We start from the raw sequence: 26,926 nt of genomic DNA, 5'->3' as shown, positions 1-26,926 counted from the left end.
AATGTTAAGTCTCCCTCTTCTATGATATGCAGTCTAATCTTGTAAACTCTTATATGTCCTCTACCATTTTACCAAAGATTATCCAATTGTAAAATTAATAGATTGTCATCTATGAGCTGCGAAATTATTTTTCATATTAGAAGAGGTCGGCAAAATTACATAAACACGCTCAAAAAGGTTCCCACTGCTCGTTCAACATCTACATCCACTGCAACTTGTATGGGTTTACCCACTTTTGGCTGAGCCCGCAAGTCCGCTACGACCATTCCCGATGTAAACTCACCTTTGTGCTCCACACGAACATTCATCTCTTTGTAGGTTACCAGATCTGGTTGCAGCGCAACCATAAGTGCGAGTGGATCATGCAGCGGTGCGCTGTTGATCAAAAAGTTCGCTTCACGATAGAAATTAAAATAATGAGTAAGCGATTGTTCCATAAACGAAATGATCGCTTTATTTTCTTCACGTCCAAAACGTTTTAATAAATCGATATGCTCTTGTGTAATCCGCGTCTTAAGCGTAACGTCTAGACCCACCATCATAACAGGAAGCCCAGATGTAAATACATGATCAGCAGCTTCCGGATCCCCGGCAATATTTGCTTCCGCAACCGGTGTTCTATTGCCGGGACTGAAGATCGTACCGCCCATCACCACTACTTTTTTCAAAGTATTCTTAATACCAGGGTCCATATCAAGCGCCATTGAAAGGTTGGTTAGATGTGCCAGTGTGACTAATACAATCTCTCCGGGATTCTCATTAGCCATCCGAACAATAAACTCAGATGCAGTTTCGCTAATAGGACGCTGGCTGGATGGAGCAATTTCCACATTGCCAATACCGTTCTCACCATGCACATGAGTGGCGTAGCCTGAGTGTTCACGAACAAGCGCCTTGGATGCTCCGATCGCTACAGGAATCTCATAACCGGGCTTAACAAGCTCAATTAGCCGCAGTGAATTGTCCGCCGCCTTTTCGACCTCAATATTTCCAAAAACGGTTGTAATTCCTTCTACAATTACGTTTGGAGCACGTAAGGCATATAGAATCGCCAGTGCATCGTCAATACCTGTATCTGCATCAATAATAATTCGTGTTTTGCTCATTTATGTTCTCTCCCATTATGTTTTTTTCATAAAAGCTATCATATCACGGCCAACGAGGGTCGCTCAATTTTTATTCAATTCCTGTTCTTTAAAGGCTTCAATAAACCGCTCAGGATCGCACTCTATCAAATAAGCATACACGCCCTTACTCGTGTGGAGATAGAACATGCCGCCCATATCCCCCATTGAGCGATAAGACATATCGAAAATATCTTTTAGCGGGAATTCCCGATGGCGTGTTACAATTCTATCTTGATACAGATACATTAGCCGATTGGAAGCAACACTTCGTTGTTCTCCATCCCTAATTTCTCGTTGTATCTTATAATACGGAAGCTGAGCTACCCATTTCATTTGCAGTCCTCCTGCTTGTCGTAATGGACTCTATTTTATTATTCTTTTTACCCTATTGCAAAATAAAGAAGCTTAACGATCCCATTAGCGGAATCATCAAGCTTCAGTAATCACCGTTTATTTCGTTGTATAAGCTGCGGCTGCCTTGCAAAAGCGTTCCAATGCCTCAACTAATGTGGATCTCGGACAAGCCAGATTAATCCGTAGATGGCCTTTGCCTTCTGTTCCAAAAACAGAACCTTCATTAAAAGCCACTTTAGCCTCTTTGTACATCAGCTGCTTCAGACCGTCTATTTCCAAGTTCAGTTCGCGGCAATCCACCCAGAGCAGGTAGGTTCCTTGCGGCTGCATCACATGAACCTGTGGTAAATGCTCCGCCAAATAGCTGACCGTATAATCCACATTATCTGATACATATTGTAACAGCTCATCCAGCCATTCTTCTCCGTCATTGTAAGCGGCTTGTACCGCTCCTTGCGCGAAGAAACTAGCCATATGTAAGCTCAAGGCTTTCATTTTTTGATCAAATTTACGTTTCAATTCCGGATTCGAGGACACGATAAAAGAGGATTGAAGCCCCGGAAGATTGAAGGTTTTGGTAGCGGCAAGGGTGGTTAACGTAATATTGGCAATTTCCTCAGACAAGGATGCAAAAGGAATATGCTCATAACCTGGAAGCGCCAAATCACAATGGATCTCATCAGAGATAACTGTCACTCCGTGACGCAAGCACAGTTCACCGAGCTTCAACAGCTCTTCTCTTTCCCATACTCTACCGCCTGGATTATGCGGACTGCATAACAGCAGCAGCTTCGCTCCACCCAACATCAACCCTTCCAATTGCTCATAATCCATCTCAAAGCGCCCATTACGGACGATAAGCGGATTCTTGGCAACCTTCCGGTCATTCATCTGGATGACATCATAAAAGGGATAATAAACTGGCGATTGTAAAATAACCCCGTCCCCAGGCTCAGTAAACAGTTCAACAGAGAGGCTTAAGGAAGTTACAATTCCGGGAGAATCTGAAATCCACTCCGGTTTGATCTGCCAATCATGCCGTCTTTTAAACCATGACGTGATGGCTTCTTTATAAGTATCACTAGGTACACTGTAACCGTAAACTCCTTGTTCTGCGCGGCGCAGAATGGCTTCCTTCACTGCGGGAGGACTTTCAAAATCCATGTCTGCCACCCAAAGCGGCATAATATCCTTCTCACCAAACAACTTCTCGGATTGGTCCCATTTGTAAGAGCTAGTATTACGGCGGTCAATTACGCGATCGAAATCATACTTCAACTAAAGTCACCTCATCCTTATAAACTTATCTTTTATTGTATCATGAGGAAACCGATATGGCATCTTAAGATAGAATCAAAAGAATTCACATAAATAGATGATGAATTTTAAGTTGTTAGACGATAGAAAAACAATAGAATGTTAGCATCACCTTGATTAAAAAATGAACTTGTTCGATTGCTGCTTTTTTGAAAGCCAGTAAATACTCTGAGTAAAGAGGAAGACCTTCGTTCGTCCTCCTCTTTACAATAATCATAAGTAAAATCACCAATATTAAGATGACTAACTTATCTATACGAAATACACCTTGTTACGCTAATTGTGTAATAACGAGATGTGCTGAAACAGATCTTGTTCCTCCAGCGAGAGGAGTAATAGTAAGCGCAGTAGAGTTACCAGCAGGATTCCGAACGGTCAGGATGGTGTTAATGACCGTTGTTTGCACTATAGCCATTTCTACGATTTGCGATGTACCTGTTGCGCGTCCAACTACGGTATAAGCGAGATCTGCGCCATTAAGAGTCAAGATGAGTTGTCCCGCTTCGGTTACACTAACCTGAAACAACACCTGATAAGTCCCTATTGCCGCTAAATTAAAAGAACTAGGACCTGTTCTTGCTATTGTTGTCCCGCTAGTAGGTCCGTTTTGAGGAAAACTTACGTCTGTGCCCGGTGCTACAGTTGCTGCATTATCAGGAGGCATTAGGGCAAAAAAATCAGCAAAACCTAATACGCCTCCTGTTGCCCCGGTTGCGCCCGTTGCTCCTGCTGCTCCCGGTGCTCCGGTTGCTCCCGCGGCTCCTGCTGCCCCCGGCGCCCCTGCTGCTCCCGGCGCCCCGGTTGCTCCCGTTGCTCCTGCTGCTCCCGGTGCTCCTGCTGCTCCCGGTGCTCCGGCCGCTCCCGGTGCTCCTGTTGCTCCAGCTACTCCCGGCGCTCCCGGCGCTCCCGGCGCTCCCGGTGCTCCTGTTGCTCCGGTTGCTCCCGGTGCTCCTGGTGCTCCCGGCGCTCCGGTTGCTCCTACAAAACCTTGTGGTCCTATAGCTCCTGCAGGACCCGGTAAACCTTGCGATCCCTGAGGACCTACAACTCCTTGGGCACCCGGAACGCCTTGCGCACCCTGAGGACCAACGGGGCCCGCTACACCCTGAGGACCAATCGCTCCCGCTGGCCCGGGTTCACCTTGAGGTCCTTGGGGTCCCGGAGGGCCGCCTGCAGGTCCTTGAGGTCCTTCAGCTCCTTGGAGTCCTCGTGCTCCTTGAGCTCCGGGAATGCCTTGGGCCCCTTGTATTCCTTGGAGTCCTTGTGCTCCTTGTGGCCCTTGCGGTCCTGTAGCACCAACGACTGTGGGAGTAGTAACATTCACTTCTGGTGGAGGACAGGTTACTTTTACAATCTTCTTAATAACCTTTCGGCGATGTTCTTTTCTTTTTCTTTTCGAAGGAAATACAGTGGCGACTTTTTTCTTATGACACTTTTTATCGTCTGGACAACTCAATGCGTACACCTCCCTATAAAGATAGTTCAGTGTACGCATCTTATTAATTTTAGACATGGACCAATAACTAGTTTCTATTAGACTGGAACCTATTTTTATAAAAAAAGGCTAATAAAATAGGAGGTGGCCCTTAAGCACATTACAATGTCCACACCATTTTAATTTACTTTTCGTATTTTATGATTAGGACAACTGACACTTCCCTATTAGCCCAAATCATAGATTTGGGTCTTTTTTTATGAGCATATAAAAAAACAACCCCCAAACCACGGGAGCTGCTAATCATCAACTATTATATTGTATCAACAGGCTTACGAATGGTGTTGCCTACCTTCGTAAGAATATCCGCCATTGATGCCGAATCATTCACGTCATAATCATCAATGTTCAGTCGGAGCACTGGGCAAGCTGTAAACTCATTGATCCATTTCGAATATCTGCCATGCATATGCTCCCAGTAGGACACGTCCGTTTGAATTTCCATTTCACGGCCACGTTCATTAATTCGCGCTAAAATAGAAGGAAGACTGCCTTCAATATAAATCAGTACATCAGGGTGCGGGAAATAGGGTGTCATAACCATAGCTTCATACAAGCTTGTATAGGTTTCATAGTCTGTCTTAGACATCGTGCCTTGATCCGCATGCATTTTAGCAAAAATACCAGTGTCCTCATAAATCGAGCGATCTTGAACAAAACCACCGCCCATTTCGAACATTTTCTTCTGTTCTTTAAAACGTTCGGCTAAGAAATAAATCTGTAGATGAAAACTCCATCTCTCAAAATCATGATAGAATTTTTCAAGATAAGGATTATGATCAACTTGCTCCAGCGAGGTTTGAAAATTCAACCTTTTAGCCAAAGCACCTGTTAAAGTGGATTTCCCCACCCCCACGGTTCCTGCCACGGTAATTATGGCGTTATCTGGGATGTTATATGGATTCATTTCATTAGCTCCTTTAGGTGAGAGGCAATTTCGACGAAGTGTTCTGGGTTCTCCACGAAATCGACTGCATTTCCATCTATGGTAATAATAACGGTAGACGGCTCTTGAATCGCTAGAGAGGCCATCGCATCATCATAATCTTCTATCAATTGCTGCAAATACGCAGTATCCATATCCCCTTCAAAAGGGCGTCCGCGTTTGGCAATTCTTTTTAACAAGGTATCGAGATCCGCTTTTATATAGAGAATAATATTTGGCTTCGGCAGGTCATCCGTCAGCACATGATAGATTTGTCGATACTTTTCTCGTTTCGTTCCCTTCAGCGTTCGTTCCCCAAAGATAAGGTTCTTATAAATATGATAATCCGAGATCACCGGTTTACCTTTATCTATGTATTGAGTTACTGTATCTTCAAGCTGCTTGTACCGATTACAGAGAAAAAACATCTCCAGTTGAAAGCTCCAGTCATCCATGTTCTGATAAAATTTAGCCAGAAACGGATTTTCATCAACAATCTCCTTAATAATCGGTAAGTTTAATTCCTCTGCAAGCATCGAAGCTAATGTTGTTTTTCCAGCCCCGATCGGGCCTTCCACTGCAATAAACGGTGCATGTTTCATTGATGCTGACTTCCTCCTCAGATACGGACCCTTCAATAACTATTTTTAAAAACAGACTAAATTATTGTATCACATGAGACCTTACTTGTGAGCGGCTAATTATGAAGAAACTTTTCCAGTAATACAAGTATCCAACTGTAAGATAAACCCAATAACAAGAGAAGAATCCCTATGAAAAAACGGTTCGATATCTATCTCCCCCCCATCCCCACGAACATGAAGCGGACCGAGGAGACTCTATTTCCGAAAAATCGGCTGTATCAGCATACAATCGGACTCAGTTGTAGCTATTCTACCAAATGCGCCCTAATTATAGTCATTATCCGGCCAATAAGAGCCATACTGTCCATAACCTTAGCTAAACGAGCTAATAAACACCAATAGTTGTCATACGGTCCTTTAGCATCACTTCTCTTTTCCTAGATGTAATCGCGCATTCAAAGGACTGGAACCATAGCAAAAAAGGTGTCCCAGAAGGGACACCTTTTTTGATCATTCTATTAAGATAAACGTCCGCTGAAATCTTCGAAAGCGAACTGTTTGATTACTTTAATTCCTTCTTCGTCATTGTAGCTGACGATAGCTGGCAGATTCACGCCGTTAAACATATGGTTCTTCACCATAGAATAATGCGCCATATCTAGGAATACGAGTCTATCGCCGTATTTCAAAGGCTCCTTGAAGGAATAATCTCCAATAACATCTCCGGCTAGGCAAGTCATTCCACCTAATCTGTACGTATAAGGATATTCCCCAGGTTGTCCAGCATCGATAATGTTCGGACGGTATGGCATAGCCAGTACATCTGGCATGTGGCATTCAGCCGAAGTATCGAGAATCGCAATGTCCATTCCATTATGCATAACATCCAGAACGGTAGCTACCAAATATCCAGTATTAAGCGCAACGGCCTCACCTGGCTCCAGATAGATTTCCACACCGTAAGTCTCTTTCATATGCAAAATGCAGCGGACAAGGGTCTCCAGATCATAATCGGGACGTGTAATATGATGACCGCCACCAAAATTAAGCCATTTCATCCCTTTGAGATAAGGTCCGAACTTCTCTTCGACTACCTTGAGCGTACGCTCCAGTGTGTCTGAATTTTGTTCGCACATGGTATGGAAGTGTAATCCATCAATCCCCTCAAGCTCTTCAGGTCTAAAGTTAGGGAGAGTTACTCCCATTCTGGAATAATTGTAGCATGGATCATACAGCGGAACTTCGATCTCGGAATACTCCGGATTCACTCGAATGCCGCAGCTGATGTGCTTCGGTGCATTTTTCACACGATCCTTGAATCGATTCCACTGGTCAAAAGAATTGAACACAATGTGATCGGAATATTCAAGAAGCTCATCGAATTCACTGTCCACATAAGCTGGTGCGTAGACATGAACCTCTTTGCCCATTTTTTCATAGCCAAGTCTGGCTTCGAATAAGGAGCTGGAAGTTACGCCATGCAAGTACTTGCCAACTAGCGGATACAAGGAGTGCATAGAGAAGCCTTTTTGCGCGAGCAAAATCTTAGCTCCTGTACGTTCTTGTACAGAATTCATAATCTCAAGATTGCGGGTAAGCAATCTTTCATCTACAAGGTAACATGGTGACGGGACAACGCTGATATCAATATCCATCAATCGCGCCTTAGTCTAGCAGCGTTGGCGAGAAATCTTCTTGCCAAGGCAGACCATGTTTATTCAAAGCTTCCATGAATGGATCTGGATCGAACTCTTCTACGTTGTACACGCCTGGTTTCTTCCAGATTCCTTTTATAATTAACATTGCTCCGATCATTGCAGGAACGCCTGTAGTATAGGAAATGGCTTGGGAGCCAACCTCTGCATAACATTCTTCATGATCGCAAACGTTGTATACATAATAAGTTTTTGGCTTACCGTCTTTAGTACCTTGGATGATACATCCAATGTTAGTTTTACCTTTTGTTCTTGGTCCCAGGGAAGCTGGGTCAGGCAGCATTGCCTTCAAGAATTGCAAAGGAACGATCTCTTTACCTTCGTACATGATAGGCTCGATAGAAGTCATACCCACATTCTCAAGCACTTTCAAGTGAGTCAGGTAGTTCTGTGAGAAAGTCATCCAGAAACGGATCTTTTTCACGCCCTTGATATTAACAGCCAAGGATTCCAGCTCTTCATGGTACAAAAGATAAATATCTTTAGGTCCAATTTCCGGAAGATCGTAAACTTTCTTCTCAGAAAGTGGTGCAGTTTCAATCCACTCGCCATTCTCGAAATAACGGCCATTAGCGGTAATTTCACGAATATTGATTTCAGGATTAAAGTTTGTAGCGAATGGATATCCATGATCGCCAGCGTTGGCGTCTACAATATCAATGGTATGGATCTCGTCAAAATAGTGCTTTTGCGCGTAAGCCGTGAATACGCCAGTTACTCCTGGGTCAAATCCACTGCCGAGCAAAGCGGTAAGGCCAGCTTTCTCAAATCTTTCTTTGTAAGCCCACTGCCAGGAATATTCAAATTTCGCTGTATCTTGTGGTTCATAATTGGCAGTATCCACATAGTGCACTCCTGTTGCCAGGCACGCATCCATGATCGTCAGGTCCTGATATGGGAGAGCGACATTAATAACGACATCCGGCTCAAAGCTCTTGATCAGTTCAATGACTTCGTCCGTGTTATCTGCATCGAGCTGAGCAGTAGAAATCTTCGTGCGGCCTCCGGCTAATTTATCTTTCAGAGCGTCACATTTCGCGACAGTTCTGCTAGCAATGCAGATCTCTTCAAATACATCCGGGTTCTGGCAGCATTTATGAACAACAACACTTGCTACGCCGCCAGCGCCAATAATTAACGCTTTTCCCAAAATAAAAACCTCCTAAAATTCCATTTGCAAAATCAACAAGGCTGATTATACATAATATTTTTGAATAAATCAATAAAAACCGACAAAAAATGATGTGTTTTGTGTAAAATCTCTAAGAAATCTTGTTAATACTCTTAAATGCTCATATTTCCTCGATTATCCACGTGTATAGATCAGGTGTTTTGCTGGAACAGAGTGGATTCTCAGAAACTAGGGCAACTAGATTATTCTATCACAAGAGGGTTATACTTCATACGATTTATTTTAAAATCAATGAAAAATCTCACCACCCTTTCAACTCCGCCTAAAGAAGTTCGGTTTCCACACATTCCAATCAACAGCACTGCAGCAAATACAAAGAGGCCGTAATATATACTCTTACCCGTTTTTGTCCCAATATTAATCGTTGTTGCTATGCCCATCCGTTTCGCGCCCATAATTGAACGATCATTGGGATAATTATAAGTTGTCCCATTTTTCCAATATTCATCATCATCCGTATAAAGAATCCTCGAAAAGATTCCCGCACACATTCTTCAAAATCGCGTACGCTTTGTTTACGGTCATTGCATATCCCCCTAAATCTTCTGCCTTCCACGCAAAAAAGCTGAGCTCCCCTGAAGGAGAGTTCAGCTTAAAGCTTCTAATATATAGTCAACTTATTTATTGGAATTTATTCGAACGGCATAAGCACCTGCATCCCATTCTACCTGCGCCCCCAACATTTCACTTATCAATCTGAGGGGTACATAAACGCTATCATTAATGAAGACCGGTTTTTGATCTGTTGCGATAATCTTTCCATTAACAGTCGTTTGTCCAGTTACCGAATTCAAGATCAGCGTTGTAGATCCCTTCACAGCAACCACAGCTCTCGATGGAACATCCCAACGAACATTAACTCCCATCTGCTCGAAGACTCCTCTTAAAGGAACATATGTCGAATTATTGATTAGTAACGGCGGCATAGTCAGTTCCATTTCATTCCCATTCAACAACACTTGAATAGATTTTTTCACCAGCTGAGGCGTACTCACCTCGATCTCTCTGACCCCCAGACCCGTCTGTCCAAATTCATTTGCCCCCCAGGCAAGGACATGACCATCTTTTAAGAGTACATAATGATTTCTGCTCCCTTTAGAAACGGAAACTGCATTCTGGATGCCTTTAGACTGTGTAACATTAATCTTGTTCTTATCGCCAACCGTCCACTGCCACACGGTCCCATCCGCCTTCACTGCGGAATCTGTTGTCAGCGAAATGACGTCTGTAAGTCCTGGAACCTGAACAGGCTTTAGAGCTTCTCCCAGATATGGATCTATGTAATTATTCCAAATCCATACTGTGCCATCCCATCTCAATGCCGCCCCATAAAGTCCATAGGCTCCATCCATATCAACCGCTCTATATTCTCCGCTTCCTTTAATAAGCGTAGGCTTTAAGATTACGCCCTTCTGAGTTCCCAGTGGTTGCTGTGATCCCCACACCCATACCTCTCCGCCGTTACCAAGAGCCACTGAATTATTCGATCCCGCTGCTATAGACAGGACGGTGGGTAGTCCCTTCACCTGCACCGGGGTTAGCTTGTTTTTCCGCGAATCGTCACCGAGTTCTCCTTGTTCATTGCCTCCCCACGCCCAGACCGTTCCATCTTTAAGAAGAGCTAAGCTAAAGGTGCCCCCCGCAGAAACAGCTTTCACATCTGTTAGCCCTTGCACTTGAACAGGCTCTACAAGAATCTTAGAAGACTGTGTTCCAATGCCAAGTTGTCCATGCTCGTTCCCCCCTACCGCCCACACTGTACCATCGTCCTTCAACATCAAGTTATGGCGATAACCACCTGAGATTTGCTTTACATGATCGATATGCATTTTGACGGGAGTATACGCTGGTGTGGTCGCCCCATTACCAATAGAGCCGTACCCACCACCCCACGCCCAGGCTGTTCCATCCGCAGTGACGGCATACGCACTTCTGTCACCAGCGTCCAGTTGGGTGATGCCAGACAATAATTTCTTTTCTTCAGGTGAATTCACAACATTATCTGCTGCTGCCACTAAGGGTGAGACTATAGTCAGGCAAAGAACAGTCCCGACAACAACTCTACAAATCCGACTTACCTGCACTTTTGACATCAAGCTTTGTTTAAACACTTGAGATCACTCCTTTTATTAAAAATAAAGATAACGCAACAACTCACGGTCCCGTTCCAAAACCTCCAATCTTCCAGCCGTTAGCGTGTTTGTTCAACACTGCGAAGCGAATCTCCCGGCCATCTGGGGTATTGAAGACGGGATTTAGTGATTTCATATACAGATCGACCACAATATTTAACGTTGTGCGATCACCGATGTCTTTAATTTCTAAGCCAGTATCATAATCCATCACTTTATAAGAGGTAGGCTTAGCCTCAACAATACTTTCACTGAGAGCATTTTCACCACCAAAATCCGGGTTATAGAGTTGATGCGTTTGACGGTTAACCGTCAATGCAGTGAGTAAGGCATTAGGATTCAAACATGCGCGGGCACGGGTATGATTACCATCCTGAATAGCCTGAAAGAATGCATCCAGAAGTTCGAAATGGCCTAATGAGGCTAAGTCACCATTCTCACCTTCCTCAGCAAACAAACCTTCTCTCTCCGTCCACTCCTCAAATGTAAGTCCTGTAATGTCGGTCAAGCTACGCTTCTTAATCGACGGCCCGATACTTTGAATATTAAATTCCAGCCACGCACCAACGGTATTCCCTGATTGCACAAGCAAAACGAGGTTGGAGGGATAAGAAAATTCTTTTTGTTCGCCAGAACCAGGTAAACCATCGACTAAGGAATACCGCTGCACCTCTACCGTGGTCCCCTTCAGCAGTGTCAAATCCAATCCTGCATCTTTAGAGAACTCATTCGCTAATTGCCAGTAAAGTCCCACTGGATACTCCCCCAACTTAACCTCCCAGTTCTGCGGTACCTCAACTGCAAATACCTCCGGATGGCTCTGAACTTTATAATCCAGTGTTTGCAAAAAGTCTTCGGGAATCATAGTTACTTGAGCAGATGTCGGCGTTACCTGTGGTACAGACGTTGAAGCTATAGAGGCAGCAGGTTCCACACCTATGGAGTTCTCCCCTTGATTACATCCAGAGTTTAAGAGTACAAAAAAACAAATCGTTACCATCGTTACAAACTGCCGCTTAGTCATCTGATTCCCGCCTCTCTAATCACTCCTCTATATTTAGACTGAGGAATATTATACAAAGTTGCGGGATACTGGAAATTATTAAAATCATTTTATACGCATAGGACCCTGTAGTTTGGGATTGGCGTTGATTTTACCTGCTTATGCGGCATAAATCGCCTGTTGCTTCGCTCTAGGGCTCTCGTCCACCTTTTGACACTTGTTAACTTCGAGAGCATAATAAGCTTCGGCATATTGCAACGGATTTCCATGAAATACAGGTATATGCAGGACCTTGGTGTAATTGCATCAGAGAGGATGATAACGAGTGAAAAAAGATTTTGATATAAAAAACAAACCCTTCCTAGTCTTTAGCTTCGTCCTGCTGCTAAAATGCGCAGTGGCCTGGTTCGTAGTTTTTAGCGACGGTCCTAACTGGAGCATGCTGCTGACAGAGATCCCATTTTTCTTTATCGTATTTGGACTCATAGAATGGATGGCTTCCAAACGAAAGTTTCTGTATTACATGATAGCCAACCTATTGATTTCAGTCATATATTTTGCCGTGCTAATGTATTACAAATATTACGGTGTAATTGCTACTTATCATGCCTTAGAACAAGCAGATAAAGTAACTAAGGTGGGAGAAAGCACATACTCATTGCTGGACCCTTACTACTTGTTCATTTTTGTGGATATTGTAGTTTTCATGTTTTTTATGTTCCGTCCGAAATATATTGCGATCTGGAAAGAAAGAGGTATGAACCGCCGCATGAACCGGACTGCTTTGTTTGGAATCATCAGTGTTTCTTTGGCGGTCTGTGTCTTTAATGTTTGGCCAAATCATGCCAGTATGAACGAGAACAAAAAAGCGGAGAGTATGGGGATTCTTAATTACGAGGTCTATACTATTTTTGCCGATACAAGGGAAACAGAAGAAATAATCGACAGCAAAGAAATCACGCAACCATCCATTAACGAGACCAAAGGGATTACAGAGCCTGTCTCACCGAAGTACTGGGCGGCAGCTCAAGGTAAGAATCTAATCGTGGTACAAATGGAATCTTTTCAGAACTTTTTGCTGGGCCTGAGCATTGACGGGCAGGAAGTAACACCCAATCTAAATAAGCTTTTGAAAAGCGAACATTATTTCAATAACTTCTATACTAATGCCGGGCAAGGAACAACTTCGGATGCTGAATTTGTAGTGAATACTTCGTTGTACGTTCCTCACCACGAAGTAGCCACTTCATCCAATTATATGGATAAGGCGCTTCCGAGCCTGCCTAAGTTAATGAAAGCTAATGGATATAGCACAGCAACCTTTCACACCAATAGCGTAGAATTCTGGAACCGCAAAACCCTATACAAAGTTCTAGACTTTGATAAGTATTATGATCAAGCGTTCTATGGGGATGATGATCATATCGCATTCGGTGCTTCAGATGAGGTACTCTATGCCAAGACTGTTCCAGAATTAGTCAAAATGGATGCTAAAGATGATCCTTTTTACGCGATGGTCATTTCTATGAGTGCTCATCACCCTTATAAAATGCCAGAGTTAAAAAATAAAATGACACTGCCTAAACGGTATGAAGGCACCCTAGTTGGCAACTATATTCTAGCTCAAAATTACGCAGATTATGCAATGGGACAATTCCTGGATCAATTAAAGTCCAGTGGTCTATGGGATGATAGCGTCATTGTCTTTTACGGTGACCATCAGGGTGTATCGCTATATTCCCTTGATGGCAACGAGAAATCGTTAATGGAAGAAATGGTCGGCCACGAATATGGTTATACCGATATGTTCAATGTTCCTTTCATCGTTCATGCCCCTGGTGTAGGTGAACCTGCCGTGTACAGCCAAACTGGCGGCCAAATCGACATTATGCCAACTGTAGCTAACCTGTTAGGGATTTCAATGAAAGACCAGCTCCACTTCGGAGAAGACCTGATGAACCAACAGACCAACATGCTGCCTGTCAGACACTTTTTGCCTACCGGCTCTTTCATTAATGACACAAGCATGTATTTAACTGGTGTCGATTACGACGATGGAGACAACTTTAATCTAATCGATGGCTCTGAAACAGAGGGCGGTTCGACAAAAGAACAATTTGACGCCGTTCAGCGGCTTCTAAATATGTCAAACAGCTACATTCAACAACTGCCGGATTTACCTTCTACGGATGATGCAAAGTAACTATAAAAAGAATGCCCCTCAGCCAAATAGCTGAGGGGCATTTTTGTTTTTTTTATAAGAATCTAAAACTTAATTAAGCTTCAACATCCTATCGATAATCACTGCTGCTTGAGCACGGTTGGCAATGTTTTTAGGACCGAAGGTATCCGCAGTCAGACCTTGCACAATACCTTCCTGAGTTAGTAATGCCACCGCTTCTTTACCGTAAGCAGCGATTGTTGCCTGATCTTTAAAGTTAGCCAAAGCGGCATTTGTATCACTTACCGACTTGCCTTTAAATTTCTCAAGTGCATTGGATACAATGATTGCCATTTCCTCGCGTGTAATCGCACGGTTAGGATCAAACTTTCCATTGCCTACACCGTTAATCAATCCGTTCTTGACCCCGGATGCAATGTATCCGTAAGACCAGTCAGAAGCTTTCACGTCACTGAAGGCAGCGGATGATTTCACATCAAGCAGATCAAAAGTTCGCACGATCATGGTAATAAACTCGGCACGCGTCACCTCTTTAAGCGGAGCAAAGGTATTATCGCTCACCCCTTGCAGAATCCCTTTTGCCGCCAGCTCTTTAATCGCCGATGCTGCCCACGCCACCTTACCTAGATCCGTGAAGTTAGAACCTATTGGGGCTGGTGTCGCAGACGGCTGCACAGTTGGAGTTGGAGCTGGCGTTGGTGTTGCAGACGGCTGCACGGTCGGTGCAGGTGTTGATGTTACAGATGGCTGCCACGGTGTCGAAGGTATTGTTGGCTCTTGTTCATTCACCCCGTTATCCATACCATCCTCTTCAGTCGCCGCTGGAGCGGCAGCATAGATTGAATTGGCAAGCAATCTGAATTGATTTTGCGGATGATATTTATTCATCAGATCATTCGCAAATAACGTCACATGAATGTTGTCTGTATTGTAAGTAAGCGCCAATACTTGGTCTTGTGCAGCCTCGTTATTCGGCCACCAGCCTGCTTTGAAAAAGTCAGCGCCTGATCCGTATTTCGCCAAGATCTCTGCGCCTTCAGGCACTTTTGTAATATAAGCCGCGGAAACCGTGTAGAGGTATTCGCTATCGGCATAAGGCGCTGTAATTACATTGTCCTGAGAGACCTCAGCCTTAAACAATCCCTCATGAGCATCTTCTTTGCCCTCCTTATTGACCGGAGTTGAATAGTCCAGTCCAGGGAGGACCTTAAGCCCTTTAACAGTTTTCAGCATCGTTCTTCCATAACCGATAAATGGTTTACCTGTAGCAATCAGATTCGTTCCCGAATTGATTAGAACATCTGCTGCCACTGTATCCGTAGTTACGTTAAATCCAAGATCCTTCAGCATAAATGCAGTCGCTCCTGCAATAGCTACCTTAGGAGCCTTAAGCAATTTACCCGTTCTGTTCTCTGAAGCACTAAACGGCACAATATCCAGCAGATATTTAGACGATACCGTTCTAAGGTTGGATCTGGAAACAAGGAAACTTCCCTTCTCGTAACCCGTCCCCCCATTCTCCAGCAGTGTCACTGCCTTATGGTTGGCTAGCAGCTCATTCACAGCTTTTATCGCATCATTGTTGCTGTTTTTAATCACATAATTTTGCTCGAACGGAGATTGATCCAGATTCGTACTAGGGATCGTTACACTGCTAACCTGTTCTGTTTTCCCAGTGAATGCTCCAACAGAACGGCTAATATATCGGTCAAAACCACGCATAGCCGAGAAATTCTGTACCGTATCTGAATACATCTCATTAAAATCCGAGACATCTAGTCCATCATACAAGACAAGATTCGCATAACCTCTTTTGGCTTGATGCATATTCACCACATAGGTTCCAGCCGGATAGACTACAGAATCTACAGTTACACTGGCTGTTGTCCGTTCTACTTTCACATTGTTACGCAGTAGGTACTGAACCATTTTGTAGGTTTCCAGATCATTTTTTTGCAAATCTTTTGCAACCGGAAGAATGTAATACTCAGGGAAGAAATTCGTATTCTCATCTACCCCTGGACGTCCAATGGACTCATTCTGTGCATTGATTAGATAATCTTTAACAGCAGCATTAGTATTCTCATTTTGGATACCCCGTTTGAAGATTTCCAATTGATTCAGGAACAGTTCCTGCTTGTTGTTGATCACATAATCGGTTGCCCCCAAAGCCGCATAATAAAAGGCATCCAGTGAATCTTCATTCAATTCAGGCACTTCAATCGTATGCCCAAGTGCTCCTTGATGCATGGCATATACAGCTGTGTAGGCTGGTGAAGCATCATCCCAACCTGTTGCATTCGTTCCTTTATAGTTCGGATCCTGTTGTGTTTTTTCGTATTCTTCATAAGGGATATGGTAGGAATCATATTTAGTATTAGCAATTCCCGCCTTCCCCATGGCATTTGCTTGCTCAAGCATACTTGGCATTACAAGATCATATTCAATGTTAGGATCATGAGGTGGTGTGCAAGGCTCAATCAAGAAGCCACTTACAAATCCATGCATGTCCAAAAAGGTAAGCGGCGTCCACTTAGCAATTTGTGCAGTTACCGCTTGTGTCTCAGGCTGGGTCTGGTAAGAGTTGTCCCGATTTGGATCAAGCAGTGTTGAAGTTTGACGCGTGTTTAACGCGCGACCGTCAGGATTCTCTACATAATCAAGCAGGAAAATCACATGGTCAAGCGCTTCGTCGATGTTCAGAATTACCTTTTTCGGATTTCCATTCTCATCAGTGGTATCATAGGTGACAATTTGCTGTGTCATCAGCGTATCCAAAAACTTAATGATTACATCGACACCATTGGCTTCATCGGCATGAATGTTGTTCAACCAGATAGGTACCTTATAATCCTGCAGATCCCCGTCGTTAATTTTCTTTTGCAGGGCTTCAGGATCATTCATCATAAGTGGTAAGGTCTCGTTCAAATATTGATCTACTGAGGACTTATCCTTAGCAACAATAGAGAAATGAATGGCACGACCTTGAGTTGAGGTCCCAATTTGCTGATACTCTACATATCGATCATATTTATTATTGCTTTCAGCAGTAATCCTATCGATCGCCGGTTTAATCTCATCATATGTATGATAGGTTTCATATGGATTTAGTTTGACTTGCTGCTCTACCAGCACATCTCCAGCAGGTAATGTCCCGATTAGATTATAAATTCCCACTCGTTTGACGTACTCTGCACGTATACCCGTTAATGAAAGATTCTCTCCGTACAGCAAATCAAAATGAATTAAAGCCTTTACTTTTGAACCTGAGATCGGCTCATAGGTCACTGTTACGAAAGGATTACCTGAATAATCTTTCGCATCTTTATTCCATTTCTTCCACTCTGCCAGCGGCTTCATCTCTTCCGCCGTTCTGCCAAAATTCCAGATGATATCTTGAGGCGATGCCCCATCAGGAAGATCTAAAGTCAATTCTAATGTTCTAGCTTCCGTCATAGAAGCTTTGTATACTTCTGTGGAAACTGTCGCCGCTATTTGTTCATAGACAGCAGTCGCTACCGTAGTTTGTTCTGAAGAAAGCACCGCTGGATCAGCTGTGTTCTCCGTAGAAACCGGAGCAACAACCGCCTGCGGGTTAATTTCGGTTGCAACTTCACCTGCATATGCAGCTGGAAGCAGACCCGACATCATAAGTGTAAAAGCTAGTAATAAAGATAGTATTCTCTTGGACATTTTTTACCTCCTATAATTTTGTCTACTTTCACCCCGAATTGAATGAATATACACTTATATGAATCTGTATTCATAACATAATATAGTATTCTATTAATTTTGGGAACAAAAATAATAGAAAAAATAATATTTTTATACGACTTGCCTAGGTAAGCGCATTCATTTTGTGCAAGAGTCCTACACTAACGCAACAAAAAAAGCGCCCGGATAACTGGGCGCTTTGAATTACAATAAATATATTAAACGGTTTCTGGAAAAGAAGCTTCACTTAACTCTTGTGCAGGTACAAGTTCACTGCTACCCTCTTGCTCTACAGGTGCGTTAACCAGCATATACACTCGGGACTCGTAAGGCCGTAATGCGACAGTCTCAATCGGCTCCGCAGGATCAACCTCATAGTTATGCAAGAGCAATTCACTAGTATCAAACTCCAAATCAAATGGAAGGTCAAACAGCGCTTCCTCTGCTGTCAGGTTAGACATGACCAGCAGTTTTTCATTTCCAAGCGTCCGCGTATAAGCATAAATACGTTCATCTTCAGGCAAAATGAGATCATAAGTCCCGTAAACAGTAACGGGATTAGCAGCCCGAAGAGCGATAAGCTTTTTGTAATGATGATAGATGGAATAAGGGTCCTGCTTCGCCCGCTCCACATTGATTTCCGTATAATTCGGATTCACCTTCATCCATGGCTTGCCACTGCTGAAACCAGCGTTTTCAGAGTCGCTCCATTGCATTGGTGTTCTAGAGTTGTCCCGACCGTTCTTCCATATTACCTCCATGACTTCCTCATGTGGTTTACCGGCTTCAGTCTCCAAACGATACAAGTTCTTCATCGCCACATCATCGTAATCATCCATTGATTCAAATCTTACATTGGTCATCCCAATTTCTTGACCTTGATAAATAAATGGTGTTCCCTGCATCAGGAAATACATCGTAGCCAACGATTTAGCTGACTCTTTCCAATACTGGCCATCATTTCCCCAAGTAGAAACTGAACGCGGCTGGTCGTGATTTTCGATGAACAATGCGTTCCAGCCTCTGCCCTCAAGACCTTTTTGCCAACGGGAGAGCGCTGATTTTAACTGCAGAACATCCAATCCACCTGTCACACTCTTATTCCAAAGAGCTAAATGCTCGAATTGAAAAATCATATTAAATTTGCCTTGCTCTTCACCCACCCACGACTCCGCCTGATCAACATTTACACCACTCGCTTCGCCAACTGTCATGATGTCATATCGGTCAAACGTCTCCTGCTTGAGCTCCTGCAAGAAATCGTGAATCCCTTCACGGTTCATGTGCCCATCGCCAGACGGAACATACGGAAGATTCTGTGGATTCGGCAGATCGGGATGTCCGGTGATTTTTTTAATATGTGAAATGGCATCCACCCGGAAGCCGTCGATTCCTTTGTCCAGCCACCAGTTGACCATGCTATACAATTCACGGCGCACCTCAGGATTCTCCCAGTTGAGGTCTGGCTGTCTTTTGGAAAATACATGCATAAAATATTGCTCTGTGGCGGGATCAAGCTCCCAAATCGAACCGCTGAAAATACTCTCCCAGTTATTCGGCTCCTTCCCGTCCTTGGGATCACTCCAAATATAATAATCCCGCTTCGGATTATCCTTGCTTGAACGTGCTTCAACAAACCATGGATGTTCGTCCGAAGTATGATTAATCACTAGATCCAGAATCAGCTTCATGCCTCGTGCATGAACCTCGTGCAGCAGCTGATCAAAGTCGGCCATGCTGCCGAACTCCGCCATAATATCCTGATAATCCGAAATATCATAACCATTATCATCATTTGGGGATTTATAAATAGGACAGATCCAAATGACATTGATGCCAAGCTCCTGCAAATAATCAAGTTTAGAAATGACTCCCTGCAGATCGCCTACACCATCACCATTGCTGTCCATAAAGCTCCGTGGGTAAATTTGATACGCTGTGGCTTCTTTCCACCATGTTCTGTTCAATGCATGCAGCTCCTTCGTATTCATATACCCTTCACAGGAAAATATTTTCCCGAAATTCATTAGAATTAATAATTCAGTTATTGTTTTTAGCAAAAATTCAACTTTATCGTTCAAAACAAGCTTTTTTCAAGGAAATAATTTTCCTTCAGCGATCATTATAGGACCTTTTATTTCCTAGGTCAACAACAATCTTTTGGATTCTTGAAGCTATCCGTGATATGCTTGCGAGAGTTGAAACACCAAGTGAATCATATGGAAAGTTATGGTGATCTTCTTGAAGGTAAAGATAAAAGATATAGCCCAATTGGCGAACGTTTCGATCTCTACGGTGTCCAGGGTAATCAATAACAGCAAACCAGTTAACGATGATGTCCGTAAACGAGTACTGGAAGCTATTAAACAAACCAACTACCGTTCGAATGTCATCGGCCTTGAAACGGACAAAGCTAATACACAGCTGATCGGTGTGATCATTCCGCAGAATAGCAACACTGTACTGGATGACTTCAATGTTGGCATTCGCGATCTCGCGGATTTGTATGGATACGACATTATGGTCGGATTAACGGACGGCAGTGCAGAAAGTGAACAACATTATTTGAAGATGTTCCAGCGGATGGGGACAGAAGGAAATATATTTGTGGGTTCTATTCCAAACCATGAACATTTGGAGATCATCCGCAGCTCAAATACACCTTGCGTGCTTGTCGGGCAACAATCGCAGGTGGATACGATTCCTTCCGTTCATCTGGACAATATAACTGCCTCTTATGAAGCTGTTACTTATCTGATTCAAAAAGGTCATCGCAAAATCGCTATGATTCGCGGCTCGGGAGATAATGCGGTGGGCGGGGATCGGTATAAAGGCTATCTACAAGCCCTTATGGATGCAGGCATAACCTTAAGAAAAGAATGGGTAGTAGAAAGTGCGATGGCCGTCGAAGATGGGAGCGACGCCATGCGCCGAATTATGGATAGCGGGGAGTTACCTACTGCGGTGTTTTGCTCTACAGATTGGATGGCAGTTGGAGCCATGAATCATTTAACCGATAACGGTCTACGGGTGCCAGCTGATGTTGCCGTGTTCGGATTTGATAACAGCTTCATTGCCTCTATCGTTCGACCTAAGCTTTCCTCGGTTGAATACTCAGGAACGGAGATTGGGATGACCGCCACCCGAACCTTAATCAAGCTGATTAAAGGGGAGACCGTTGTGCCGCACCATGCAAATGTGGCTCATTATTTGGCTATTCGGGAAAGTACGGGTTAGGAGCTGAGGAGCTCCTAGCCCATTTTTATACAGATGATGTTATTGATGTTATTGTGTGAATCCTACTTTGGCTCGTTCACGCGTTTTGGTATCTAGAGAGATAGAACAGATCGAGCTGATTGGAATATAAAACTCTTCAAAATCCGTCCGGTATTTGACGAACTTTTCACTTACCGTTTCCAGCACTCCTTTTGTAGCGTTGGAGCCATCCACAAAATAGATTGTTACCTCTTTTCCCTGCAAAACCTCCAGCATAGCCTTCTTCACTCCTTCGTCTTAGAGATTTGTGATGACCTTATCGATAATTCCGTATTCAACCGCCTCATCGGCTGACATGAAATAATCTCGATCCATATCTTGCAGTACCTTCTCTACCGTCTGCCCAGTTCGGTCCGCTGTAATTTGCACAAGCACTTCCCTTGCCTTCAAAATACGTTTGGCACTGATCGCAATGTCACTAGCTTGCCCCTGCGCCCCACCATGCGGCTGATGAATCATAATCTCGCTATTCGGCAAGGCATAACGTTTCCCTTTGGCCCCAGCCAATAACAACAAAGAACCAAAAGAAGCCGCCATTCCTGTACAAATGGTATTCACCGGCGGTTTAATAAGCTGCATCGTGTCATAAATACTGAAGCCTGCGGTGATAGAGCCACCTGGACAATTAATATACATGTGTATATCTTTATCCGGATCTTCTGCTGATAAAAACAATAACTGGGCAACAATACTGTTAGCCAGCTGATCCTCAATTTCCGCACCTACGAACACTATCCGGTCCTTCAACAGCCGCGAATAAATATCGTAAGATCTTTCACCTTGATTCGTTTGTTCGACTACATAAGGAACGTACGCCATCCGTATTCGACCTCCATCTGTTTTAGAGTTTTGAAATCTACCCTGTAAACGGATTAGTATGGGGATAGGATACGTTAGGCGTGAGAATTTTTATTTTTTAAAATTGCGTATCTTAATTTCCTGCTCATTCGTTTATTATTAGAAGTAATCGAAATCACCTTACTGGAAAAGGAGTTATGCAGAGTGATCATCCTTGAGAAGCTTAGCACCGGAGATGCGCCGGATGAAAGTAACACCAGGTCTTTGCAGATAGCTCTGAAGCGATATTGTCTTGCATTGACACAATCCCCGTGGGATGCCGATGATTTAGCTCAGGATACATGGGTCAAGGCCCTAGGTTATATGAAGACTTCGGACTCAACGAGCGCAAATAATAGGAACAGTCCAATGAATGAAGTTAAACAAAATAAAGAAACCATTGAAAATGATAAAGCTAACGGAGCTAACGGAGCTAACGGAGCTAACGGAGCTAATAGAGCTAATAGAGCTAATCAAAAACTTGAAACTAATCAAACTAATAAAACTAATAAAACTAATAAAATGAACTATACGTTTTCTACGGCTGCAACGGCTGCTAATACTGCAATGTCAGCCAAGGCTGTAACGCCATCTAAGACTGCACCGTCTACAAAATCTGCAATGCATTCTACGATTCCTACAAATTCTACTCATCATACCCGTTCTACAAATCACCCAAATCCTGAGGCATTGCTTTTTCGGATTGCCCGAAACACATGGATTGATATCATGCGGCGAAAAGCCACCTTGTCACGAGTATTGGAGCTGGATCAGTCCCCCACTGAGGCCTCTGCGGAGTATGGTTCATTTGAGATTGAAGCTGCTTTTCAAGCACTACAGGGTCATTTGTCTCCGCTGCAACAGGCGGTGTTCCTGCTTCGAGAAGTATTGGGACACTCTGCAATGGAAGCTGCCGACATTCTCGATACCACAGAAGGGGCAATAAAAGCCGCTCTGCACCGAGCCCGGCAAGCCCTCCCTCTCGTAAGACAAGAGCTTCTTCAGGCCGATGGTCCTTCCTTACCACAGGACACAGCCATGCAGATCGTCTTGAGCCGCCTTGCAGCCGCGTATGAACATGGGGAAATTGCCGAGCTGATCGAGCTTGTATTTGCGGACGAAAGTCAGGAACCTGTAATGGCGGTATCGAGCCAAAGCTTGCAAGGCTTCCAGACCTTCCAAACTGGTGGATTCAGTTCAAACAGCTGGAACTATACCACGCCAGGAATGTGTATGGTGGCGTAGTTTTTCGTTAAGCTGGATCTCGGGCAGCTAAGTGTCTCGTTACGTTAAAAACGAACAGATATGATTGTGATTAGTGCGCTTAATGTGTAATTAACATTTGGGCTGTTTGTGGTAACTAGCTACAAACGTTGCATATTGTGCAACAGAATCCGCCGTCCTGGCAGCAAAAATTGAATCTGCAGCACTTTCTGCAATAGATTCTGGTGAAAAGTTAGTTTAATGCCACTTGCTCATCCATTGATTGTAGAGAGTGCAATAGGATCTAATTTTCTCAACTCTAATACGAATTCTATTGCACGAAGTACAATCAAACTAACTCTTTCCCTTTAGTCCAATTTGTATCACTCAAAACTCAATACATTGCTGCTGATCTGGCTGATCCCGCTGCTACAATGAGTCAGAAGCTTTATACAAACCAAAAAACAATCGTTTTAATAACCATTAATAGCAATCAAGGAGTGAGGTTGATGAGGAAGATTCTTATTTTAGGCGGCACACGCTTTTTTGGGAAACGTTTGGTCGAGCGTCTGCTTGAGGATTCTAAGAACGAAGTCACCATATTAACGCGCGGGGAAACAAGCGATCCTTTTGGCGATCTCGTTCACCGGATACAGGTGGATCGGTCTCAACCGGAGGCCTTCGCTCAAGCATTAGGTGATACGAGTTGGGATGTGGTTTACGATAATATTTGTTTTTCACCTGATGAAGCGGATCAGGCGCGCCGTATTTTTGACGGCAAAACCACGCGTTACATACTGACTTCAAGTTTATCTGTCTATGATTTCAGTGAGCAAGCGCTGACGGAAGAGATATTCGATCCTGAAACGTACCCAATTCGTTATGGAGGACGAAAGGATTTCACCTATCAGGAGGGGAAAAGACTTGCGGAAGCTGTCCTTATCCAACAAGCTACGTTCCCGGTAGCTGCTGTCCGCTTTCCGATTGTTCTGGGAACTGACGATTATACACGAAGACTCCATTTTCATATAGAACACGTACGTAACGAACTGCCCATCGGGATTCCGAATCCAGATGCAAATATCTGTTTTATCCGCTCGGACGAAGCCGCTGATTTTCTGTATTGGCTCGGCAACTCGACGGTGACGGGTCCTCTCAACGCTTGCTCAGACGGTACCGTTAGTATTAAAGACCTTATCTCGCTGATTGAAAAAGAGACCGGAAAACAAGCCGTCATTCAAAGCGAAACAGCGGATGCGCATAATTCTCCATTCGGGATCACACAATCCTGGTTTATGGATACAGCTAAAGCTCAATCGGAGGGATACAAGTTTCTCACTCTAAGCGACTGGCTCCCAGAGTTAGTTAGCACCCTAAATCAAACTTATGAGGACTAATTACCAACTATGTTACTACGATAAAAAGCTGGCTTTTCGTGGACACTCTCACGAATGAGCCAGCTTCTTCATGTAACCAAACACAATTATACGTTGATTTAATTGCACTCTATACAACTATTTTCAGGTATGTGTACTCCCATCTGGTTTTAGTTGTATTTCATGCAATTATATCCCCACCAAACCACCGTTATCGTCATTTCGCCTCGAAATAACTGCACTAAATACAACTAAACCCTAATCAAGCTAAATACAAACTTTTTTAGTTGTATAAAATACACTTAAAATCAAAACGGCAGGTAGAACCTCACTAAGCGCTAAACTTTAGCCTCTCATCTCTAAACTCTATTCTATAAACTCTAATCTCTAGACCCTACTCCCTACTCCCTACTCCCTACTCCCTACTCCCTACTCCCTACTCCCTACTCCACCTTACGCTACGAATGCCATTTCCCGCTGAGCTAAGCAGAGATTGTCAGATAAGCCCCCTCTTTAGAACCGTCTGCATTTGGTGTACCACCATCATTTGGAGTACCGCTATCATCTGGAGGATCACCAGCACCTAATGTATCATCTCCTAATACGTCTCCTAATGTGTCCCCGGCTTCTGGATTGCCAGCATGCTTTGTATCCCTGTCACCTTCATATCTGACCCCATCGTCCCCATCCGAATCAATCTTAAAAATGTTGATTTCTTTGAATAAATTCTGCGAAATTTCATTAATCTCAATGGCTTGACGGGCTATATCACGGATAGCATGATCCTGCTGTACGCTGGAGGCGTTCACCTCTTGTACCCCTGCCGCAGTTTCCTCGGCGATGGCCGCGACGGCATGAACAGATTCCGCGAGTCTACGGTTCATAGTCTGAGTCATATCCACTTTGTCGTGAATTTGCCCAATCTGTTTACTAATCTCCACAATAGAATGATCAATCGCTTCAAAAGAGGACAACGTTTCGGCCACTTTATGATCCTGTTCCTCAAGATTTCCTTTGGTCACCAGCATATATTGCTGGAATTCATCCATCCCGGATTGCAGCTCGCTAATAATCTGACTGATATGTACGGAGGACTCTTTGGTCTGCACTGATAATTGTCTTACTTCATCAGCGATGACAGCGAACCCTTTTCCGTAGGCACCCGCCCGGGCTGCTTCAATTGCTGCGTTAAGTGAGAGGATATTGGTCTGATTAGAAATATCTGTTATGGATTTAGTGATGCGCGAGATGTCCTTTGATTGATCACTCAGTTTGGTTAAAGCCAGATATACTTTATTAACAGATTCTCGCGAATGCTCAGACACCTCCCGGAGGGCGATGACGGATTCAGATCCTTTACGAGTATTGTGATTAGCCGTTTGACTGGTAGCCAGCATAACCTCGGTATACTCCGTGATCTCATTCACTTCACGTTCCAGCTCCTGAATCAGGCCAGCGCTCTGCTCAGATTGTCCTGCCTGCTGTTCTGCGCCTACCGAGATTTCCTGTATAGTGCTTACGATATCTTGATTCGTATGCGCCGTTATAGATGAAGATTCTTGAAAAGAATGCGAATAAGTTGCCAGCGAAGAGGCTACTGACTGGGTATGCTGAAGCATTTCCCGGACCCGCTCCACCATATGATCAAAATGATGACTCAAACTGCCCAACTCATCGTTGTAAGGTGAATTAATCTGCTGACGCAAATCTCCTTCGGCTATTTTTCGCAGAGCCACTTGCAGTTTATGAATAGGATTGAGGAAGGAACGTATGAGCATAACCGCAATCACTAATGTGAAAATAAACACTAGCACAGCTGCGTAAGCAACTATAGAGGTGGTCAGATTAAGCAGATCAAAAGAATAATCCTGTGCTTTTTCTGCATTCTCTGCTGCTGCCGTATACAATTGTTCATTAGTCACTAGCATGACTTCACTCAACGCTGTAGCTTTCGTATGTAATTCATCGATTTGTTCCAGCACACTCATGGGATCAAGCTGCTCGTCTTCTATGGTCTTTACCAATTCGTCAAAATATCCCGTATATTCCCCAATCTGACTATGTAATTGTTCTAACTCTTTAAATGCCGGCGAATCTGCCGCAAAATTCACCGTCGCCAACTCTTTAGTCAGCTTTGTTTGCTTGTCCTTAAAAGGTTGGACGAATTCCAAATCACTCGAACCCGCTAACGAAGATTCTACCGCATTCATTTCCTGCAGCAGTTGCGTAATTATAGACACGGTAATTCGTTTTTCCATCTCAGCTTTTTGCGTTTCCATAGAAATCTCCACTTGGCTGATTTTATGGTTTTGATAAAACGCTACTCCCAAAAAGAAAAGAACAACGGCGGAAAAACTCAAAATCAACTTCCATTTCATAGTTAGATGCATAGACCTAGCTTTCAACAATATCATCCTCCGTATAAAGCCTCATATTGCAATAGGTACATTCTACCAATATCTTGATTGTAGAAGCTGGACGTTAAATACTGGAC

General features: G+C 43.7%; 19 protein-coding genes and 1 pseudogene. 5 read left to right on the top strand and 15 right to left on the bottom strand.

Annotated features, from left to right (window positions below; genetic code table 11):
* Nucleotides 1-155: 155 nt before the first annotated feature.
* The 10 genes from MHI32_RS10010 to MHI32_RS09965 all read right to left on the bottom strand — a co-directional run bounded on the left by MHI32_RS10010 (nt 156) and on the right by MHI32_RS09965 (nt 11,865).
* A complete protein-coding gene (locus MHI32_RS10010; RefSeq protein WP_076280989.1) occupies nt 156-1,106 on the bottom strand; it encodes a nucleoside hydrolase in 951 nt (316 codons plus the stop codon).
* Nucleotides 1,107-1,169: 63 nt separating this feature from the next.
* Nucleotides 1,170-1,460, bottom strand: coding sequence for a hypothetical protein (locus MHI32_RS10005; protein ID WP_036679330.1), 291 nt, complete (start codon nt 1,458-1,460; stop codon nt 1,170-1,172).
* A 117-nt stretch (nt 1,461-1,577) separates the two neighbouring features.
* Nucleotides 1,578-2,759 (bottom strand): MalY/PatB family protein, encoded by a 1,182-nt coding sequence (locus MHI32_RS10000; RefSeq protein WP_076278615.1) that lies wholly within the window; start codon nt 2,757-2,759, stop codon nt 1,578-1,580.
* Nucleotides 2,760-3,069: 310 nt separating this feature from the next.
* Nucleotides 3,070-4,263, bottom strand: coding sequence for a collagen-like protein (locus MHI32_RS09995; RefSeq protein ID WP_303048559.1), 1,194 nt, complete (start codon nt 4,261-4,263; stop codon nt 3,070-3,072).
* 283 nt (nt 4,264-4,546) lie between these two features.
* Nucleotides 4,547-5,200, bottom strand: a complete 654-nt coding sequence (locus MHI32_RS09990) for a deoxynucleoside kinase (protein WP_076125023.1) — start codon at nt 5,198-5,200, stop codon at nt 4,547-4,549.
* The gene (locus MHI32_RS09985) at nt 5,197-5,820 is read right to left on the bottom strand and encodes a deoxynucleoside kinase (RefSeq protein WP_076278612.1); all 624 of its coding nucleotides are present in this window, start codon (nt 5,818-5,820) and stop codon (nt 5,197-5,199) included. Before MHI32_RS09985 ends, MHI32_RS09990 begins: the two co-directional genes overlap by 4 nt.
* A gap of 500 nt (nt 5,821-6,320) precedes the next feature.
* Nucleotides 6,321-7,457 (bottom strand): carboxynorspermidine decarboxylase, encoded by a 1,137-nt coding sequence (nspC, locus tag MHI32_RS09980; RefSeq protein WP_076125019.1) that lies wholly within the window; start codon nt 7,455-7,457, stop codon nt 6,321-6,323.
* Nucleotides 7,458-7,467: 10 nt separating this feature from the next.
* The gene (locus tag MHI32_RS09975; protein ID WP_036679313.1) at nt 7,468-8,667 is read right to left on the bottom strand and encodes a saccharopine dehydrogenase family protein; all 1,200 of its coding nucleotides are present in this window, start codon (nt 8,665-8,667) and stop codon (nt 7,468-7,470) included.
* 659 nt (nt 8,668-9,326) lie between these two features.
* Nucleotides 9,327-10,820 carry a stalk domain-containing protein gene (locus MHI32_RS09970; protein ID WP_340012278.1) on the bottom strand — a complete coding sequence of 498 codons (1,494 nt, stop codon included), beginning with the start codon at nt 10,818-10,820 and terminating at the stop codon, nt 9,327-9,329.
* A gap of 43 nt (nt 10,821-10,863) precedes the next feature.
* Nucleotides 10,864-11,865, bottom strand: coding sequence for a DUF4830 domain-containing protein (locus tag MHI32_RS09965; protein WP_340012277.1), 1,002 nt, complete (start codon nt 11,863-11,865; stop codon nt 10,864-10,866).
* A gap of 304 nt (nt 11,866-12,169) precedes the next feature.
* Between MHI32_RS09965 and MHI32_RS09960 the strand changes: the two genes are divergently transcribed.
* Entirely contained in the window at nt 12,170-14,047 is a 1,878-nt protein-coding gene (locus tag MHI32_RS09960; protein WP_340012276.1) for an LTA synthase family protein, read from the top strand.
* A 69-nt stretch (nt 14,048-14,116) separates the two neighbouring features.
* Here the strand turns inward: MHI32_RS09960 and MHI32_RS09955 are convergent, their stop codons facing one another.
* Nucleotides 14,117-17,719: a M14 family metallopeptidase gene (locus tag MHI32_RS09955; RefSeq protein WP_340012274.1), complete on the bottom strand. Its 3,603-nt coding sequence runs from the start codon at nt 17,717-17,719 to the stop codon at nt 14,117-14,119.
* 239 nt (nt 17,720-17,958) lie between these two features.
* On the bottom strand, nt 17,959-19,707 hold the full coding sequence (locus tag MHI32_RS09950; protein WP_340012271.1) for an alpha-glucosidase: 1,749 nt from the start codon (nt 19,705-19,707) through the stop codon (nt 17,959-17,961).
* A 274-nt stretch (nt 19,708-19,981) separates the two neighbouring features.
* Here MHI32_RS09950 and MHI32_RS09945 point away from each other — a divergent pair, with 274 nt between their 5' ends.
* Entirely contained in the window at nt 19,982-20,977 is a 996-nt protein-coding gene (locus tag MHI32_RS09945; protein ID WP_256717185.1) for a LacI family DNA-binding transcriptional regulator, read from the top strand.
* 48 nt (nt 20,978-21,025) lie between these two features.
* On the opposite strand, the gene MHI32_RS09940 is transcribed toward MHI32_RS09945, so the two are convergent.
* Nucleotides 21,026-21,232 (bottom strand): hypothetical protein, encoded by a 207-nt coding sequence (locus MHI32_RS09940; RefSeq protein ID WP_076125006.1) that lies wholly within the window; start codon nt 21,230-21,232, stop codon nt 21,026-21,028.
* Nucleotides 21,233-21,253: 21 nt separating this feature from the next.
* A complete protein-coding gene (gene clpP / locus MHI32_RS09935; protein WP_036679301.1) occupies nt 21,254-21,835 on the bottom strand; it encodes an ATP-dependent Clp endopeptidase proteolytic subunit ClpP in 582 nt (193 codons plus the stop codon).
* Nucleotides 21,836-22,078: 243 nt separating this feature from the next.
* On the opposite strand from clpP, the pseudogene MHI32_RS09930 reads away from it, so the two are divergent.
* The 3 genes and pseudogenes from MHI32_RS09930 to MHI32_RS09920 all read left to right on the top strand — a co-directional run.
* Nucleotides 22,079-22,180, top strand: a pseudogene (locus MHI32_RS09930) (sigma factor); the annotation flags it as partial.
* Complete coding sequence (locus MHI32_RS09925; protein WP_340012713.1) at nt 22,178-23,098, top strand: sigma factor-like helix-turn-helix DNA-binding protein; 921 nt, start codon at nt 22,178-22,180, stop codon at nt 23,096-23,098. The pseudogene MHI32_RS09930 and the gene MHI32_RS09925, both read left to right, overlap by 3 nt.
* Nucleotides 23,099-23,565: 467 nt before the next feature.
* Nucleotides 23,566-24,453: an NAD-dependent epimerase/dehydratase family protein gene (locus MHI32_RS09920; protein ID WP_248549292.1), complete on the top strand. Its 888-nt coding sequence runs from the start codon at nt 23,566-23,568 to the stop codon at nt 24,451-24,453.
* A gap of 461 nt (nt 24,454-24,914) precedes the next feature.
* Here the strand turns inward: MHI32_RS09920 and MHI32_RS09915 are convergent, their stop codons facing one another.
* On the bottom strand, nt 24,915-26,711 hold the full coding sequence (locus tag MHI32_RS09915) for a methyl-accepting chemotaxis protein (RefSeq protein ID WP_340012269.1): 1,797 nt from the start codon (nt 26,709-26,711) through the stop codon (nt 24,915-24,917).
* Nucleotides 26,712-26,926: the final 215 nt, after the last annotated feature.

It is taken from the genome of Paenibacillus sp. FSL H7-0690 (assembly GCF_037980415.1).
Classification (GTDB): Bacteria; Bacillota; Bacilli; order Paenibacillales; family Paenibacillaceae; genus Paenibacillus_AQ; species Paenibacillus_AQ odorifer.
Note: the sequence above shows the minus strand (reverse complement) of the source record. Positions and strands in the feature narration are given on the sequence as shown.